The 18,443-nt window shown below is 47.1% G+C and carries 13 protein-coding genes; 6 read left to right on the top strand and 7 right to left on the bottom strand.

What is annotated here, in order from left to right:
* Window positions 1–2: 2 nt before the first annotated feature.
* The 4 genes from IX315_RS00795 to ileS are packed head-to-tail and all read right to left on the bottom strand — an operon-like array spanning window position 3 to window position 5,349.
* Window positions 3–854, bottom strand: coding sequence for a DUF4296 domain-containing protein (locus tag IX315_RS00795; RefSeq protein WP_211837084.1), 852 nt, complete (start codon window positions 852–854; stop codon window positions 3–5).
* Window positions 835–1,542: a lipoprotein signal peptidase gene (locus tag IX315_RS00800; RefSeq protein WP_244973041.1), complete on the bottom strand. Its 708-nt coding sequence runs from the start codon at window positions 1,540–1,542 to the stop codon at window positions 835–837. The genes IX315_RS00795 and IX315_RS00800 overlap by 20 nt, the downstream gene beginning before the upstream one ends.
* A gap of 7 nt (window positions 1,543–1,549) precedes the next feature.
* Window positions 1,550–1,930 carry a TraR/DksA family transcriptional regulator gene (locus IX315_RS00805; RefSeq protein WP_026215612.1) on the bottom strand — a complete coding sequence of 127 codons (381 nt, stop codon included), beginning with the start codon at window positions 1,928–1,930 and terminating at the stop codon, window positions 1,550–1,552.
* Between the two features lie 20 nt (window positions 1,931–1,950).
* Window positions 1,951–5,349 carry an isoleucine--tRNA ligase gene (ileS, locus tag IX315_RS00810; protein ID WP_211837085.1) on the bottom strand — a complete coding sequence of 1,133 codons (3,399 nt, stop codon included), beginning with the start codon at window positions 5,347–5,349 and terminating at the stop codon, window positions 1,951–1,953.
* A 451-nt stretch (window positions 5,350–5,800) separates the two neighbouring features.
* Here ileS and IX315_RS00815 point away from each other — a divergent pair, with 451 nt between their 5' ends.
* Genes IX315_RS00815 through IX315_RS00825 form a run of 3 tightly spaced genes read left to right on the top strand, consistent with a single transcriptional unit; the run spans window position 5,801 to window position 9,703 of the window.
* The gene (locus tag IX315_RS00815) at window positions 5,801–7,030 is read left to right on the top strand and encodes a M16 family metallopeptidase (RefSeq protein WP_211837086.1); all 1,230 of its coding nucleotides are present in this window, start codon (window positions 5,801–5,803) and stop codon (window positions 7,028–7,030) included.
* A 1-nt stretch (window position 7,031) separates the two neighbouring features.
* Window positions 7,032–8,048: a M28 family peptidase gene (locus IX315_RS00820; protein ID WP_211637850.1), complete on the top strand. Its 1,017-nt coding sequence runs from the start codon at window positions 7,032–7,034 to the stop codon at window positions 8,046–8,048.
* Between the two features lie 14 nt (window positions 8,049–8,062).
* The gene (locus IX315_RS00825) at window positions 8,063–9,703 is read left to right on the top strand and encodes an alpha-amylase family protein (protein WP_134849058.1); all 1,641 of its coding nucleotides are present in this window, start codon (window positions 8,063–8,065) and stop codon (window positions 9,701–9,703) included.
* Window positions 9,704–9,710: 7 nt separating this feature from the next.
* Here the strand turns inward: IX315_RS00825 and IX315_RS00830 are convergent, their stop codons facing one another.
* The 3 genes from IX315_RS00830 to IX315_RS00840 form a co-directional block, all read right to left on the bottom strand.
* Window positions 9,711–12,350 carry a carboxypeptidase-like regulatory domain-containing protein gene (locus IX315_RS00830; RefSeq protein ID WP_211837087.1) on the bottom strand — a complete coding sequence of 880 codons (2,640 nt, stop codon included), beginning with the start codon at window positions 12,348–12,350 and terminating at the stop codon, window positions 9,711–9,713.
* Window positions 12,351–12,389: 39 nt separating this feature from the next.
* The gene (locus tag IX315_RS00835; protein WP_211837088.1) at window positions 12,390–13,289 is read right to left on the bottom strand and encodes a GLPGLI family protein; all 900 of its coding nucleotides are present in this window, start codon (window positions 13,287–13,289) and stop codon (window positions 12,390–12,392) included.
* 78 nt (window positions 13,290–13,367) lie between these two features.
* Window positions 13,368–14,606 carry a DUF4221 family protein gene (locus tag IX315_RS00840; RefSeq protein ID WP_211836583.1) on the bottom strand — a complete coding sequence of 413 codons (1,239 nt, stop codon included), beginning with the start codon at window positions 14,604–14,606 and terminating at the stop codon, window positions 13,368–13,370.
* Window positions 14,607–14,863: 257 nt separating this feature from the next.
* On the opposite strand from IX315_RS00840, the gene IX315_RS00845 reads away from it, so the two are divergent.
* From IX315_RS00845 to IX315_RS00855, 3 genes are all read left to right on the top strand, one after another.
* On the top strand, window positions 14,864–15,274 hold the full coding sequence (locus IX315_RS00845) for a rhodanese-like domain-containing protein (RefSeq protein WP_134849055.1): 411 nt from the start codon (window positions 14,864–14,866) through the stop codon (window positions 15,272–15,274).
* 503 nt (window positions 15,275–15,777) lie between these two features.
* Window positions 15,778–16,923, top strand: a complete 1,146-nt coding sequence (locus tag IX315_RS00850) for an iron-containing alcohol dehydrogenase (RefSeq protein ID WP_134849054.1) — start codon at window positions 15,778–15,780, stop codon at window positions 16,921–16,923.
* The gene (locus IX315_RS00855; protein WP_018358694.1) at window positions 16,920–18,431 is read left to right on the top strand and encodes a zinc-dependent metalloproteinase lipoprotein; all 1,512 of its coding nucleotides are present in this window, start codon (window positions 16,920–16,922) and stop codon (window positions 18,429–18,431) included. Before IX315_RS00850 ends, IX315_RS00855 begins: the two co-directional genes overlap by 4 nt.
* Window positions 18,432–18,443: the final 12 nt, after the last annotated feature.

Raw genomic sequence — 18,443 nt, forward strand, 5'->3', positions numbered from 1 at the left:
TACTATTCAGGTGCCTGAGATAGAGGCTCCAACTCACTATTAGCTTCAGAACCTTCTGCTTCTGTCATCTGTACTTGCCCTTCAGAAGGGGTTTGAGGAATTTGGGGTTTCCCTAGAGATATATGCTGTAGCCTCAGTGGGTTAGTCGACTTCCTTAGAAGTAAGGTCAGCGTATAGCGAGGAGACGTAGGGAGGGAGTCTGGCAGTACAAAGGTGCTTTCCCACCTTTGCCCTTGAATAGTCGCAGCGTTGCTTATTTTCTGGTAACGGTACCCTAGTTCCGATACTATTAGCAGTTGAGCCGAAAGGCTGAGGCTATCGGGCGGTGTCCCTATGAAATCCGCTGACCATCGAATCGTATCCGAAGGCTCAAACGCTTCGATAGGGCTTACACTCTGTGAGTATGCCCACAAAGTAGTTTTTGCTGGGATAACTAGCCTCGTACTATTAGCCCAAAGGTTGCCATTCTCTAGACTAGGGCGCTCAAACCTTATACGGTATCGATGGAGAGAATCGGCGAGAAATGTATCGGTGAGGTTTTTGGTCTCCGTCAGTTCTTTCTCAACCAAAGCGTAGATATCTGCAAGTCGATAGGCATTTTCCGAATACCACACTACCGAAGAGTCGTATTGCTCTCTGGAGATACCGTATTTCTCCAATACACTCTCGTAATATAGTGCTGCCACACTATCGGGTGGGTAACTATGCTGTATGTATGCGTCGGTAAGGAGCATATCCTTAGTTACCTCAGCCATCTTTTTCTGACCGAGCACGAAAGAGGGTTTTTGGCACTGGGCGAATGCCAGTGCCAATAGGAGTACTACGGGTATGATCCTAAGCCTCTTCAGCATCATGCTCTACAGCCTTCTTTTTCCCACTTCCACCGAGTAGCTCAGTAAAAGAATGGGCGTAGAAAATGATTAGTATTACTACTCCTACCGATATACAAGCATCAGCAAAGTTGAATATAGGTTGGAAAAATACCAACTCTTCCCCACCTACCCATGGCATCCAATCGGGCCACACAGTATTGATAATAGGGAAGTAAAACATATCCACTACTTTGCCGTGTAGCCATGTGGCGTAACCACCACCTTCGGGGAGGAAGGTGGCTACTTGACCATAGCTATGGGTAAAGAAGTGTCCATAGAATACCGAGTCGATGATGTTGCCTACTGCACCAGAGAATACTGCCACCATGCAGAGTAAGAACCCGATATTGTACCTTCCTTTAATAACCTTAGCGATAAGCCATGCTATAATGATACTGGCAATGATACGGAATATCGTGAGGAACATCTTATCGAAGAACTCCCATCCGAAAGCCATTCCAGGATTCTCTGTGAAGTAGATAAAAAACCAATCCGTAATCCTTTTGCTCTCTCCTAGCATCATGTGGCTCTTCACCCACAGCTTAATAGTCTGGTCTATCACAAGGAGTAGGAGAGCGAACCCTATAGCTATTCCACTCCTTTCACGCCACTTTGGGTGGCAGAAAGGAGTAGAAGATAGCTGTTGTGTGTGTCCAATCTGTTCTGACATAGAGCCTTTACTTGTTTCCCGCTTCCTTAGCCTCAATACTTAGGGTAGCATGAGGGACTGCACGAAGGCGCTCCTTCGGAATCAGCTTACCTGTAACACGACAGATACCATAGGTGCCATTCTCTATCCTAACGAGTGCAGCCTCTAGGTTCTTAATGAACTTTTGCTGGCGCGCTGCCTGACTCGCTGTCTCCTGCTTGGAGAGCAATACAGCGCTCTCCGTGAGGTTCTTGTACGTAGGGGTAGTGTCAGTGATATCATTACCGTCATTGGAGTCTAGCGAAGATACGAGGATATCATAATTACGGCGCGCTTTCTTTAGTTTCTTCTCTATGATCTCTCGGAACTCCTGGAGCTCCTCGGGTGAGTACTGAGTCTTTTCCATGATTCAATTTATATAATCTTCTATTACCCTTTGATAACCTTTACCATTACAGAAAGGTTGTCGTCAAGCTCCAATGCCTCTCCCTCTACCTTCTCCTCGGTAGTGATGCTGAGTGCCTGAACTTGTGTTGCAATATACTCCTCGTGGGCTTTGAGTACCTCGATAATATCTGGCTGGTGTTGTAGAACTACCTTGATCTTATCTGAGACATTAAAGTCCTGAGCCTTTCTAATGTTTTGTATACGATTAACGAGCTCACGAGCCAAGCCCTCGAGTCTTAGCTCTAGGGTAATCGTTTCGTCGAGAGCCACAGTGATTGTTCCCTCATTTTGTACCAACCAGCCCGGTACATCCTCCGAGATAATCTCTACATGCTCTAGTAGTATCTCCTTGCCTAGATATTCCATCTTGCCGCTCTGCTCGAGGGCGAGAATATCGGACTTTGGAAGATCGGATAGGTGTGCAGCAACCTGCTTCATCTCCTTGCCGAAGATAGGGCCAAGTGCTTTGAAGTTCGGCTTAATGCGCTTCACCACTACGTCTGCAGAGATATCCGCAAAGACAAGCTCTTTCACATTCACCTCATTGAGGATAAGGTCTTTTACCTTATCGATAGAGGTGCGAACCTCCTCGTCATTGGTGAGCACCAAGAACTTCGCTAGTGGCTGGCGCACCTTGATATTCATCCTGCGGCGGAGGGCAAGTATCATACTACTGATACGCTGTGCATAGCTCATAGATTCCTCGAGCGCCTTATCTATTAGCTCCTCTTCGACTGCGGGGAACATAGCTAGGTGTACCGAACTTACAGATTCCCCAAGGTCTCTATATAGCTTATCGGCATAGAATGGCGCTACAGGTGCTATCAGTTTGCTCACCGTTACTAGGCACAGGTAAAGCGTCTGATATGCCGAGAGCTTATCTTGGCTCATACCACCGCCCCAGAAGCGCTTACGTGCAAGGCGCACATACCAGTTACTGAGCTGGTCATTGACAAAGTCCGAGATAGCACGAGTGGCCTTCGTAGGCTCATAGTCATCCAAATCTTCCTCCACTTTCTTCACCAGACTATTCAGCGCAGAGATAATCCAGCGGTCTAGCTCTGGGCGCTCAGCATGAGGTACCTGCTCGGTCTCTGGGTCGAAGTTGTCCAGATTAGCATAGAGCGCAAAGAAAGAATAGGTATTATATAATGTGCCGAAGAACTTACGCTGCACCTCGTCTACCCCATCAATATCGAAGCGAAGGTTATCCCATGGAGAGGAGTTGCTAATCATATACCAGCGCAGTGGGTCTGAACCCTTCTGATCTATAGTCTCGAATGGGTCTACACTATTGCCCAAGCGCTTGCTCATTTTATTACCATCCTTATCGAGGACTAGACCATTGGAGATAACGTTCTTAAATGCAACGCTATCAAAAATCATAGTCCCCAAGGCGTGTAGGGTAAAGAACCAACCACGGGTTTGGTCTACTCCCTCCGCAATAAAGTCGGCAGGGTAGAAGCCGCGCTCATCTATGAGCTCCTTATTCTCAAACGGATAATGAAGCTGTGCATAAGGCATTGCACCAGAGTCAAACCATACGTCTATCAGGTCGGTCTCCCTCATCATAGGCTTGCCACTAGGGCTTACTAGCACGATGTTGTCCACGTAAGGGCGGTGTAGGTCTATCTTATCGTAGTTGTCGCTACTATTATTGCCTACCTCGAAGCCCTCATACGGGTTCTCCGTCATTACACCAGCGGCTACGGACTTCTTAATCTCCGTGATGAGCTCCTCTACCGAACCAATACATAGTTCCTCACGACCATCCTCAGTGCGCCAGATAGGCAGTGGGGTGCCCCAGTAGCGAGAGCGGCTGAGGTTCCAATCCTGAAGGTTCTTGAGCCACATGCCGAAGCGTCCGCTACCAGTGCTAGCTGGCTTCCAGTGGATCGTGTCATTGAGCTCTTGCATCCTATCTTTGAGTGCCGTACTACGGATAAACCAACTATCAAGTGGGTAGTAGAGCACAGGCTTATCTGTCCTCCAGCAGTGTGGGTAGCTGTGGCTTTGCTTCTCAATCTTAAAGGCAAGTCCTCTTTGCTTTAGAGCCATACAGATGGCGATATCAAGCGTCTCATCCTTGTCGGATAGTTGAGGGTCGTAGCCATTCTTTACGTATCTGCCCGCATACTCGCCGTACGCGTTCTTATCCATACGTGCAGCTACAAACTCTGGGTCTAGCTCCTCAATGAGGAAGTACTTACCCTGAAGGTCTACCATAGGGCGCTCCTTACCGTCTTTGTCCACCATAAGTAGCCCAGGCACACCATTAGCCTGCGCCACCTTCTGGTCATCTGCACCAAATGTAGGTGCTATATGCACAATACCGGTACCATCTTCGGTAGAAACGAAGTCGCCAGAGATCACGCGGAATGCGCCCTCTCCAGGATTAACCCATGGGAAGAGTTGCTGATACTCCATGCCCACTAAGTCACTCCCTGAGTACTCCTTGATGATGCGGTAGGGTATTACCTTAGCCCCCTTCTCAGGAGCCTCCATTGGGAGCTCCTCACCCTCGGCAGCGAAGTAAGACCTCAGAAGCGGCTTAGCTAGGATAGCGGTCATAGGTTCGAGAGAGTAGGGGTTGTAGGTCTCTACAGCCACGTAGTCAATCTTCGCACCTACCGCAAGCGCTGTGTTGGATGGAAGGGTCCATGGCGTAGTTGTCCACGCAATGAAGTATGGTGTCCCATGCTTCGTAAGTTCTGCTTCGGGCGACTTAATCTCGAACATCACTGTTGCCATGGTGTCCTTTACGTCTCGGTAGGTGCCAGGTTGGTTGAGCTCGTGAGAACTTAGCCCCGTACCTGCGGCAGGAGAGTAGGGCTGTATGGTATAGCCCTTATAGAGGAGTCCCTTTTGGTAAAGCTGTTTCAGGAGATACCATAGGGTCTCAATGTATCTATTATCGTAGGTAATATAGGGATGATCCATATCTACCCAGTAGCCCATCTGCTCGGTAAGATTGCGCCACTCAGCGGTGTACTTCATTACCTCACGCCTACAAGCATCGTTGTACTCATCCACCGAAATCTTGGTGCCGATATCCGCCTTGGTAATCCCTAGGTTGCGCTCCACACCAAGCTCCACTGGTAGTCCGTGCGTATCCCATCCGGCTTTTCGCTCCACGAGATAGCCTTTCATGGTCTTGTACCTACAGAAGATATCCTTAATGGTACGAGCCATCACGTGGTGGATACCAGGCATGCCGTTGGCAGAAGGTGGTCCCTCGTAGAATACGAAACGAGGAGCCCCCTCACGTTCTTTGAGTGTAGCTCTAAATAGATCTTCTGCTTGCCACTTCGCAAGCATATCTTTATTTACCTCAGAGAGGTTGAGTCCGCTTTGTTCAGCAAATTTGTTATTATGCCCCATACTAGCTGTAGTCCTGTCCTATTTTAATATAATGTGCGCAAATATACATCTTTTCATTTAGATACACACTATCCAATTCTTTCCTTAGGTGCTGCCAATGTGTCGTATGGGCATCGTGCGAATCAAGCTGGTATTTCCATTTCTTTTTCCAATATTGGAAAGGTAGCGTTCCCTCCCTGGAAACTTTTATTTCCAACGTTGGAAACTTATCTTTCCAACCTTGGAAAATAGGACTCTGTATATGGGGGGGCATGAAGGAGTATAGATCTTTGCTTTTGGTACATCCTATTGGTTTGCGTAAAAGAAGCCTACCTGATTCCAAGAAGCATTGGTCTGGGTCTCACCTATTGCTGAGACCGCTCTATACAATTATGCGATTAATTGATTAATTTTGCGGTATCTATACAGGATGTATAGTGGGTATTATGTATCTAAAGAGTAAGATTTCAGATTGAGACAGTACAAGATAAATAAGCTCCCTAATGGTCTTAGGGTGGCACTCCTCCCTACCAAGAGCAAGGTCGTTTACTGCGGCTTTGCCATTCACTCGGGGAGTAGCAATGATCCGGAGCACCTGCCAGGACTAGCACATTTCGTGGAGCACACCATATTCAAGGGCACCACTCGGCGCAAGTCTTGGCATATCATCAACCGTATGGAGCTAGTGGGCGGTGAGCTCAATGCTTATACCACGAAGGATACTACCTTCGTCTATACTGCGGCACCCCGACAAGCACTCAGGAGAAGCGTAGAGCTCCTCAATGACCTTATCCGTCACGCTACCTTTCCTGCCCAAGAGCTGGAGAAGGAAAAGGTAGTTATCGAAGACGAAATCAATATCTACAAAGACTCCCCATCGGATCTCATCTTCGATGATTTCGAGGAGCGGATATTTGCGGGGCACCCTATGGCACACCCTATCTTGGGCAATAGCCGAAGCCTCAAGCGGATGCAACCTCAGGATTGTATCGATTATGTCCGCTCGGCTTTTCACCCTAGCCAGATGATTTTCTTCTGTATGGGGCAGGTCTCCGACCTCAGGTTCGATACGCTTTGTACGCAACTCTTATCGGAGCCTTTCCTAGAGCGCACACCATGCCCACCGATACCTGCCCCAGTGATGGTCAGGTTTGAAGAGGCACTGAAGACCTCTACCCACCAAGCGCATACCCTTATAGGTGGTGGCGCTCCCACACTCGCAGATCGTGAGAGGACTGAGGCGGCTCTCCTAATGAATATCCTAGCTGGACCTGGGATGAATAGCAGACTCAGTATTCAGCTAAGGGAGCAGCGGGGATGGGTGTATGGCGTGGAGTCGTCGCTCACTACCCTCCCCGATATCGGATGGTGGCAGATTTACTTCGGAAGCGATCCTGCGAATGCCTCGAAAGCCCTCCAAGTAACACTCGATGAGCTGAAACGCTTGCAAGATGAGCCCCTCACGCCTACAGCATTGCGTGCTCGCATAAAGCAGGCAAAGGGACAAGCCGAGATGGGTACCGAGCAGAGCGAGTCTGTATTTCTCAACTTCGGGCGCCAACTCCTACTCAAGGGGCATTATAATGACCTCTCCGAGCTCTTCTCTAGGCTAGATGCCGTTACTCCAGACCGCCTTCAGGCGCTCGCACAAAAGTTATTTGATTCCCAAAACATTTCACAACTAATATACCTCGGAAAGTAATATGAATAAGTTTATTCTACTATCTCTCGCAGCCCTCGCGCTCACTCTGAGTGCGGCTTCCTGCGATGAGCAAGAGCAAGAGAACCAAAATACACAGAGCACGACAGAGGCTCGGACTCTGGCACCATCGCCTTTCTCAGCCGATAGTGCCTATCAGCATGTGGCGTATCAGGTGGCTCAAGGCCCTCGCGTGCCCAATACCCCTGGGCACAAAGCAACTTCGACCTACTTTACTCAAGTGCTGGCGGGGTGGGGGATTCCTGTAACGGAGCAAAAGGCGACCATAACCGCCTACGATGGTACTGCACTAGAGATTGTTAATATCATCGCTTCTTACCGACCAGAGGCTAAGGAGCGTGTGATGCTCTTCGCGCACTGGGACACTCGTCCATGGGCAGATAGGGAGAGCGATGAAGCGCTTCGTCTTCGTCCAATCCCCGGAGCCGATGATGGCTCCAGTGGCCCGGGGGTGATGCTGGAGCTAGCTCGCCTACTATCGGAAGTGGGGCTACAAAATATTGGAGTAGACCTGATGTTCTTCGATGCAGAGGACTATGGGCAGCCCGATTGGGCAGGAGACCCAGGTGCCGACCATACCGATACTTGGGCGCTTGGTACACAATACTGGACTAAGAACCTACACACTGAGGGATACATGCCGAAGTTTGGGATTCTTCTGGATATGGTAGGAGCCAAAGATGCACGTTTCTTGCGTGAGTACTTCTCTCAGGAGTCGGCAGGCAATAGGGTTACAGATATATGGCGCACGGCTGCGGAGCTAGGGCATGAGCGTTTCTTCGTGAATAAGATGGGCGGTGCGATTACGGATGATCACTACTTCGTTATTCGCAACCTCCGTATACCTTGTGTCGATATCATCAATTACGACGGAGACTTTGCGCCCTACTGGCATACCCATAATGATAATATGGACAACATAAGTAAGGAGACACTCCAAGCTGTGGGTGAGACCCTTTGGCAGGTGTTACAGGATGTAGACCAAGGGCACATACAATAAGAGGAACTTATTCAATGAAGCGGATATCTATCTACCAAGTACTCCCTCGACTATTTGGCAACCTCTGTAGCGCGCCCCAACCGTATGGCGATTACGAGAGGAACGGTTCTGGAAAACTCAATGACTTCACGCCCCTTCGGCTTGAGGCAATAAAAGACCTCGGTTGTACCCATATCTGGTACACTGGGGTCATAGAGCATGCGACCAAGACGGCCTTTGGCTCTTCTATTCCTGCTCATCATCCTGCTATCGTCAAGGGCGAAGCTGGTTCGCCCTATGCTATTTCCGACTACTACGATATAGCTCCTGCGCTGGCCTCACAGCCTGAGGAGCGCATGGCAGAGTTTGAGGCACTCGTTGAGCGTACCCATAGTGCAGGTTTGAAGGTGCTTATCGACTTTGTGCCCAATCACCTCTCAAGAACCTATCGGAGCGATGCTAAGCCTGAGGGTATCCGTGACTTCGGGGCGGAGGATGACCCAACCCTCGCTTTCTCTCCGCAGAATAACTTTTATTACTTGCCACAGGAGACCTTGACCCTTGCGTCAGCTCAAGGCGGGGAAGCGGTTCCGTACACTGAGTATCCCGCAAGGGCGACAGGCAACAACGTATTCAGCGCAACTCCGTCACGGAATGACTGGTACGAGACGGTCAAGCTCAACTATGGGATTGACCTACAGGGCGATTGGCAATCTTACTTCGACCCCATCCCTGACACGTGGCAAAAGATGCTGGATATCCTATGCTACTGGGCTGCAAAGGGCATCGATGGTTTCCGTTGTGATATGGCGGAGCTGGTACCAAGCCCTTTCTGGCGTTGGGTAATCGGTGAAGTCCGCAAGAGATTTCCAGAACTTCTTTTCATCGCAGAGGTATACCAACCCAATCGGTATGAGGAGTACATAGAGGCTGGGTTCGATTATCTCTACGATAAGGTAGGACTCTATGATAAGCTTATACAGATATTGAAAGGGTCGGCAAGTACTTCTGAGATTAGCGGAGTGCTCGGGGAGCAAGAGAGGGTCAAGCAACACCTCCTCCGTTTTATGGAAAATCATGATGAGCAAAGGCTCGCTTCGGATTTCGTGGTAGGTGATGGCGCTACTGCCTTTCCTGCCATGTGCGCTACCGCTCTTATCGATGGCAATCCTGTGATGACCTACTTTGGTCAAGAGCTGGGAGAGAGAGGGATGGATCAAGAAGGCTTTTCGGGACTGGATGGTCGCACTACTATATTCGACTACTGGGCTATTGAGAGTGTTCGAGAGTGGCTCGAAGGAAAGTCGTTTGCGCTTCGAACGCAGTACCAATGGCTACTTCATACTGCGCAGCTGCCAATATTCGCACAAGGAACACTCTATGATCTTACCTATACCGATAGGTCGCTCTCTGAGCGTGGACTATTGGTGTTCCTCCGTGCGCTGCATCATGAGGTTGCGCTAGTGGCGATTAATTTCGGAAAAGAGAGTGTGGCGCTGGCGATAACAATACCACAGCACGCTCTGGGTACCTTGGGTATCAGTTCTGGTAAGGTCTATCGTAGCACCGAGCTTAATAGCAATCGGACTACCTTTGTTACCCTATCGCCAGATATGCACTACGCACTCACTGCCTATCCACTTACTGCTACAATCCATCACTTCACCACCCTTTGAGTCCCAACTATAGGACTTTGAAGCGCATGGTCAGTATGAGAGCAGCTGGGCGAATATGGTATAGCGAATAGAATGTACTCATGGACCCATATCCGTAGGTAGCGAAGGTCTTGGTGTTGAAGATATTGTTCCAGTCCAGTTGATACCTTACTTTTGGAGTGGAGTAGACCATCGAAAGATCGGCGAGAAAGAAGTTGCGGGTACCTTGAGTGTAGCCATTGTAATAATGCTCACCCTTGGCTGTAAGCGAAATATCAGGTGTGACATCGAAAATAAGCGATAAGTATTGATCCATATTGTGGATACGTTCAACCGTTTTCCCCGAAGTATCGCGTCCTCCAATGCTATTCCAATTGAGTACATACTCCGTATTGCACCACTCAAATGGAGCTATGTTCACTTTGGCTCGAAGCCCATATCCACTTCCGATGTGCTGTATATCCAATCCTTGACGAAGGATATTGCTCCGAGAAGAGCTCCAATATCCGAGTAGGGAGATAATTAAGTCTTTCCAATAAAAACCCTTACTGGCTTCGAGCGAGGTATATAGGTAATCACTCTTATTAGGAAACTCTACTAGCTCGGTTACCGAGAGTTGGTCTTGAAAGGATTGAGAGAGTATGCCATTACTCCACATCCTCCTGTACGAAAGTTTACTATTGAGGAAGAGTATATGATCGACAAGTTTGTAACCTACGTTCGCTGACGTATAGCACGTATGGGTATCGAAAATCTTGGAAGCATACCGATTAAGCACTCTGTAGTTCTGTAGGATATAGCCTTTGTATAGGTTGTCGAGCCCTGGTGTGGAGCTTGATAAAGCAGCCAATATATCCCATTGGAGGTTCCTAGACTTATTAGTTACGCTTATGCTAGGCAGTAACTTAAATGTTTGATGAATCGTATTTTCTGGTTTTTGCGCTCTATAATCTACACGGGCATACCTATAAGAAAGTGGTAGCCGAAGGGCGACACTCAAATTTCTTCTCAGGTACTTCAGTTCAATACCCAGTGAAGCATCGAAGATCAGAAACGACATATCATTACTCCACTTTGGCTCAAGCAGTCGCTCAGAACTATTTCTCAAAATATCTGAGAATAGTGTTTCGTTATTTATCCTCACATTGAGCGTAGGGTCTATATTAATTGAACCCAAGGATAGTATCGAAAGTGTTTTTGCCTGAAGTGCAGACAAGAAAGCACTACGCCTAATTGTTTGGGTCGTAGAGGTGTATGGTGCACCTCCATTAATTAGCTCTGGATATAATCCTGGATGTAAATAAAGGTTGTGTGGTTGGGTGCGGAAAGCGTTGTCGAACTGGAGCGCAAAGCCTTTATTCTCCTTATTCTTGATCCCCCACTGGATAGAGTTGAATAGAGCTAAAGACTTACCACTGAGTCTTTGCTTGATAACCTCCTTATTGATAGACTCCCCTCTATTATCGAGCCAGTCCGCTATAAATGTTGTTTCGTTCCCCAAAAAGGAGTTATCCCGATTTAGAGTATACGAAATGCCTCCCTGTAGAGTATTCTTTTTCAAGTGGGCAAATAACTCTTCCTCAATTACTGTTGCCTCCGAATTAGGTATATCATAGGTAGACGATGCATAGCTATGTCGGTTTTCCGTGCGATTAGTAAACTGAAGGTTTAGAGTTAGTTCCGCGGTATTCTTTAGCTTAAATAGTTGGTTCGAGCCCAGTGAATGAGCTACAGGGTCTATATATCTATCCCTCTTAATGGGAGGACTTGCGGGTATGGCGATATCCGTTAGAGCGAGGCTTTCTATCTCATTCAGCCCTTTTAGATCTGTAGCGTCTTCAGAAGAAATATCCATAGCATTACTACTCTTTACTGTAGTAATATTTTGATTAGCTCTATTAAAAAGCATCCCTACAAGCTCTCCTTTCCATAGCAGCTTATTATCAATACCCGCCCCGAGTAGCGCTTGTAGTGAAAATACATTCTTAGCCCCTTCCCTTAGCTTGAGGTTAATGGCTGCATCCGGAGTTACTTCTATCCCATCCATCATCTTGATAGGTTGGTAATTCTCGAGCACTTGCACAACCGAAATATCTTCTGCCCGAAGGTTCTTGGTAGCGATACCATAGCGCCCTTTGAGTAAGTCCATGTTTTCTATATACAGCTTATTTATCTCGCGCCCCATATAACTAATAGAGCCGCTTTCGGATACCGTCAGTCCCGGAAGTTTCTTTATCACATCTCCGATTGAGATATCATTAGTCCCCGTAAAGCTAGATACGAGGTAGTTGATTGTATCCCTTTGTTGCCACACTTTATTAGCCTCTACGACCACTTCACTAATCTGCATCAGATTATATTCTGCAGAGAAGTTTACTATTTGGCTTTTGTTCTCTACTTGTTGGCTCTGGGGTTTAATCTCCAACCCAGAGATGGTCACAGATAGTTGAGGAAGAGAAGCCGCAGACACCGCTACGCTATAATAACCCTCTTGGGAGGTGTTCCCAAAAGCAAGTACAGTACTATCGCTTGGGTTCTGTATCAGGATAGTGACATTTACCAATGGGTCTCCCTTGGTATCCAAGACATGTCCTTTGATTGTTGTTTGACCTAAGGCTCGCCCTACTATTAGGGTGAGTAGCAAGATAACAAAGACTATTCTCCTCATAATGATGTACTGTAGCGATAAAGCCAATTCTAGACGGGGTTAGTTGCGTTCGATAGGATTGTAGGGTAATGAAAACTTATTTATCTTCTGATACCTATCATTGACTTTCTCTACCAAATATATCCTAGTAGTCAGCAGATACTGTGTAGTTTTGCTGTAGGCTTTCTCTACGGTCGCTCTTACTTTCTCCCTCGTTGTTGGCACATAGTTCCACTGGTATTGGTTAATTGTCTCTTTTGTCTTGGGCACTACAATCCCTGTGCAGCTCCAGTGGTAGTGTCCCTCCTTATCTTGAATATCCAAGATGAGTCCTGGTAATCCATCAAACTTATAAGGTCCGTCACGGAAAGGCAATTCGGTAGTAAACCAGGCCTCGTAGGTGCGCCCCCTAAAGTCCGTTACTCCTTTCTGGCAGTTATATCCGAGGATAACTTTCTTCTCTCCAGTGAGTCGCCAGTTGAAAGCTGGTTTATTGTCCGCATATCTATAGACATCATCAAAACCAAATAAGCGAAGCGTGACAATATCTTCCTTCTGCCCACCATAAGGCGAATACTTATATACCTCCTCCCCAACGGTAGGGTAAATAAAGGCATTCCGTACCCACACACGTTCGCCACTAGAGACTTCTTCATTAGTCCATAATAAATCTTCTTTGTGCAGAGTTTGGCTATAGCACTTGGAGACTTTCGTCCCAATCTCTAAGGTTAAGATATCCTCGAAAGTCCCCTCCTCGTATTCTGGCGCCAAATTCATGGTTACAGTATAGGTCACGATGAGCTTCGCTTCATCTATTACATCATACGAAGTCGTCAGTTGAAAGTCAGGCGCTATTCCAAGCTCTTGTGCCTTAACCGCCTGACCCTGCCTGAATCCTTGCTGAGCAAATATTTGCAAGGGACAGAGAATAAGCAAGGAGATAAAGAGAATCTGCTTCATATCACTATCTTTTATGTATACAATCAATAATAAAGAGTAAAAGAGAACGTTGTCCGTTGCGCTTTGAAGACCAACTGACTAGAATACTGGCGCGTAAGTATCGAAATAGATGTGGTGGTTGTCTCTGCTATTCTTTCTCTCAATATTTAACCCCTCAGACGATACGAAGAAAGAAGAAAAACCATACTCCTCAGGATGTGGTATAGTCCACTCCCCTATATAGTTCATATCCCCATCCAATACTACAACTACCATAGGTCTATACTCGGTATTTGTTTTCGGGTCTTTCTCCACTGGAAGTGTCGCAATCCTATAGATAAGGTCTCTGTATTTGTCATACAGCACTGTCGCATATCTGGGCTGTCCATTTCCCCACTCAATCTGGCTCATTTTAAGGAACTCTTTTGTCCCATCTTTGGGGATAATACTCTTAATATCGTAGGCACCAGCATACATGCCGTTGAGTTTTTTGTCAGCAATATCCCAAGAATAAAGATTATGGTCAGCTGAATAGCTTATCAATAGCTTCCCCTCCTTATACGGAGCGATGCTTGTGTGTCTGAAGAAAAATCCGTCGCCCCAATTGCCCTCGTCATAGACTGGAGAAAATGGTATAGAGTAGTCGATAGCCTTGCTGATTAGATCAATACTGACCACAGACGGTACAAAACGGCCATCTAAAGGCACTCCCATTTCAGAGGGATCTGATCCCAGAAGAGGGATATACACACTATTCCCCACCTTTACCATAGGGTGTGCATAGTCGACGTATGGAACACCAAAGAATAGGGCGTCGAAAGTGGAGATATCATTACCTGCCTCCAGATGAGCTCCTGCAGCCTCTTCTATCGCTTCAAAAGGGGCTACGCTCCATTGTTTAGTCCAACCAGGCAAGGAAAACAATCGTAGACTAGAAGCATTGTCATCAAAACACAAGATCGAATCATTGGAGAGTACCATAAACCCTAAGGTGCGCCCCGGGAAGCCAATAGCCGTAATAGACTTTGGCTTCACCTCTTCTTGAGTGCCTAGTTGATAGTTATAAATCTGATTGTTATCCGGATTCAGTAGACTTAACTGGTGCGCTCCCTCATCATAACATAGGTAAGACACCTTTGGCATCATCATTGTGTCGATAGCTAAAGAATAAGATTTAACCTTTTCAAATTGGACTTCATTATGGTAGATGTACCTACCCATATTGTCTTGAGCCTTTGTTTCTCCACATGAGAGAACGGTACAGATGAGCATAAAAGCTATCAGAATACTCGTTCTTCTACTGTGTTTGCTGTTTGTGGTTGAAGACTTAAGTATCATATTCTTCAATGTTCGCATAGTTAGAAGACGGAGTTTTAATTAATAATTACGCTTGTAATCCTCTTGAGTCGTAAAGGTACGTAAAAATTGACTAACACCAAAAGAAATATAATTGGGTTATTGATGGTAGGTGTAGAGGGAACGGGGGCTGGGCGGAGTCGTATCTAAACATTATTAGTTCGGTGTGTGTTATAGATTTGAATGTTATTTCATAGAGAAGATATAGGAAAATGAACAAACTTTTTTACGTATTAGCAATGAGTTTATTATCATTTCTGATGGGCGCATGTGGCACTCCAGAGGGTGTGGAGAATATGGGTGTGGAGGCGTTTAGCAAGGCTATTGCCTCAGACAAGGTGCAGCTTGTGGATGTGCGTACCGCAGAAGAATTTGCAGAAGGACATATTGAAAAGGCACAGAATATTGATGTCACCAGCGGTAACTTTATGCAGAAGGCGACTTCTTCGCTTGATAAGTCGCACCCGGTATATGTTTACTGCCGTACTGGTGGCAGAAGCATGCAAGCCGCTACTATGCTAGCCAAACAAGGTTTTCAGGTAAAGAATCTCGACAGTGGTATCGTAGGCTGGGTGGGCGCAGGCAAACCAGTAACAACGAAGTTAGTAAAGCAGCACGAGAGGGATGTTATCTTTGATCTGACTGTCTAGTCTCTATCTTTGGGATAATCCCTTGGACGGGCACTGGAATATCTACCTCGGCATAACTTCTTAAGTAATACAACGACTCACCCCTCTGTAGATTCATCAAGACGATTCTACAGAGGGGTGAGTCGTTGTATTAAGGGGGAATAGACCTGCGATGAATGCTCTTAAATTGCTGAATATAAATGTAATAAATTTTTGTCGCCATTGCCATCACTCTGGATAGCGCAAGTAGCGAAATTTATTCCTAGGAATAAATAAATTTATTTGTACAGATAAATATTTTTATTCCTAGAGAAAAATAAATTTATTCCTAGGAATAAATTTTCTTGCTCGCGCCATTCGTTATGGGTGCTCGCCTAATAGTGTTTTGGTTATCGGTATCGTTTGGGGTGGCGGGTCTAAATGGTTTTGTTGGAGGGAGGTATATGGCTTCTCTGTGGCTATATCATGGGAAATTGGTACCTTAGTGGCTAGTTATTAATGATGTATATCAAGGAGGCTTATTGATGAATAACTTTACTTTTTGCAATCCCACGAAGATTGTCTTTGGCAAAGGGAGCGTGGGGCGTTTGCGCAATAATATACCAGGAGGAAGCAAAGTGTTACTGACCTACGGAGGTGGTAGCGTACAGAGGAATGGAATCTATGACCAAGTAATGGCACAACTAGAGGGGATTTCTGTAGTACCCTTTGGCGGCATTGAGGCTAATCCCGACTGCTCTACCGTAGATCGTGCTATTGAGGTCGCTCGACAGGAGGGTTGTAACTTTGTACTTGCTGTGGGTGGGGGCTCGGTGATAGATGCGAGTAAGGTGATTGCCATGGGCGTAAAGGCACCTATGAGTAGCTGGGAGATGGTGAAGAACGGCTACAGGGGAGAGACATTGCCCTTAGGCGTGGTGCTCACAGTACCAGCTACGGGATCGGAGATGAATGCGGGTGCAGTGCTCTCCAATAGAGCGCTAGAGGAGAAGTTCGCTATCACTTGTCATCATCCTCTCTTCTCTATTCTGGATCCTACCTATACCTATACTCTCAGTAGCCATCAGGTGGCTTGTGGGGTGGCAGATGTTTTGATGCACATATTGGAGCAATATTTGACAACTACAGGTCAGAGTGGCGTGATGGATCGTATGGCGGAGGGCGTACTCCTCAATCTACTTGATATTGCTCCTAGTCTGATGAAGGGCAATACGGACTACGATGTGGCGTGTGAGTATATGCTTTCGGCTACCTTGGGGCTCAATTATATGCTTTCTATGGGTGTAGAGCAAGACTGGCTCACCCATTATATCGGTCATGAACTTACGGCACTTACGGGGACTACCCATGGTGCATCTTTGATGCTGGTATTGCCTGCTGTGATGGAGGAATTTAGGCAGGAGAAGGGGGAGAAGATAGTTCAGCTAGGTCGGCGTGTCTTTGGCCTTACCGGGTTGAGCGAAGAGGCGACAATAGGGGCAACAATACAAGCCGTGGAGGACTTTATCCATAGCCTTGGCTTGGCAGCTTCTATGAAAGAGGGCGGTATATCTGAGACGGTTGCTGAGGAGGTGGCTACTCGGTTTGAGCACCGAGGTGGAGCCCTTGGAGAACGAGGATTAGGTACGCCCGAGAGGATACGAAATGTGATTAGAAGGTCTATGCGATGAAACGAAATCTCAAGAGCATGCTTCAATGGGGCGTAGCACCATTGGTGGTACTCCTTGTGGCACTAGGTGGCTGTGCGAAGAGCACGCAGATAAAGGGGCTAAGTGCTTCGGTGGAGGAGCTATTGGCGGATCAGAATGGTAATCCTGTAGATACCATGCGGGCACTGGGTGTGGTGGTTTCTTCGGACGAACAGTGGAAGGTGTCGAGCAACGTATCGTGGCTGACCACGAATGCACAGATGGGCGGTATTTCTCGCACAGTAGTGGGGGTGAAGGTGCAGCCCAATCTATCGGGACAAGAGCGTATGGGGGTGCTGACATTCGCTACTACCAAGGAGCAAGTGGAGGTCCGAGTGAAGCAAGCTGGCGGACACGACATAGATATCAGCACAGTGCAGTATGAGATACCTGTGATATTTCATGTGCTCTACAATGAAGAGGACAAGGTGGCAACCGATACACTGCGCAGAAAGTATGTCCTTAATAGTACAGATGCGCAGAGGATACTAGAGTATGTCAATGAACTGTATGGGCAGCGTCCCAAACTGGATGGTAATACTGAATACCGTGGCGTAAAGAGATGGAGCGATCCAACATCTCCGGCGGAGAATTACTATATGCCCAAAGAGACGAATATACGTTTTGTATTGGCTACGGTAGATCCTAAGGGTAATCGTATAAGCCCCGCCGGAGTCCATGCTGTGGCAATGCCGGAGAAGTCTCTTAAGCCCACCGATGTGATGAATGATAAGTCGGGAGGACGATTTCACTCCATGGCGTGGCCTATCAAGTCGTATGTCAATGTATTTGTCTTCCCATTTACACGAGAAGGGGATGCTAATCAGATTACCCTTGGTATATCTCACCTCCCATTTGCGCTTAGTTCGGCTCCGATAGAGGGACTAGCTCAGCTTACCCCAGCAGACGAGGCGAAGATAAAGACGGCGGGTGGACTGGATGGTTTTAGTAACTATAATCACTGTGTGACCATCAATGCCGATGCTTTCGATTGGCTAACGTGGCGGTATGCCTTCTTGCGGGGTAACCTTGGGAAGAATACTATTGCGCACGAACTAGGACACTATCTAGGGCTCTATCATACCTTCTCCGAAGTTCAGGGAGGGAATAATACTATCATCCTCGATAGCTGTGAAGACACAGATCATTGTGCCGATACAAAGACTTACAACCGTAAGAAGTACGAGGAGAATAGGCGCTCGATTATAGCTTCTGGCAATACGAGTGTACTGGAGTTTGCTGGGCTACTGAAGCGTAATGACTGTAGTAGTGGGCGATTTGAGGCGACCAATATCATGGACTATGACTATACGCATAGTGATGAATTTACCCCCAATCAGATTGCGCGTATGAGGCAGGTGCTCTACAATAGCTATACAGTGCCAGGCATTAAGGTTGCGTCTCCCAAGAGTCCTATGAGGAGTAACGCGGTGCCCGTCTACGTAGAAGCAGCACCTCGAGCTACCTCGTGTGCGATTCACAACCACTAATAGGGCGAGACT

Origin of the sequence: Porphyromonas levii, from assembly GCF_018206105.1 — a bacterium.
GTDB lineage: Bacteria > Bacteroidota > Bacteroidia > Bacteroidales > Porphyromonadaceae > Porphyromonas_A > Porphyromonas_A levii.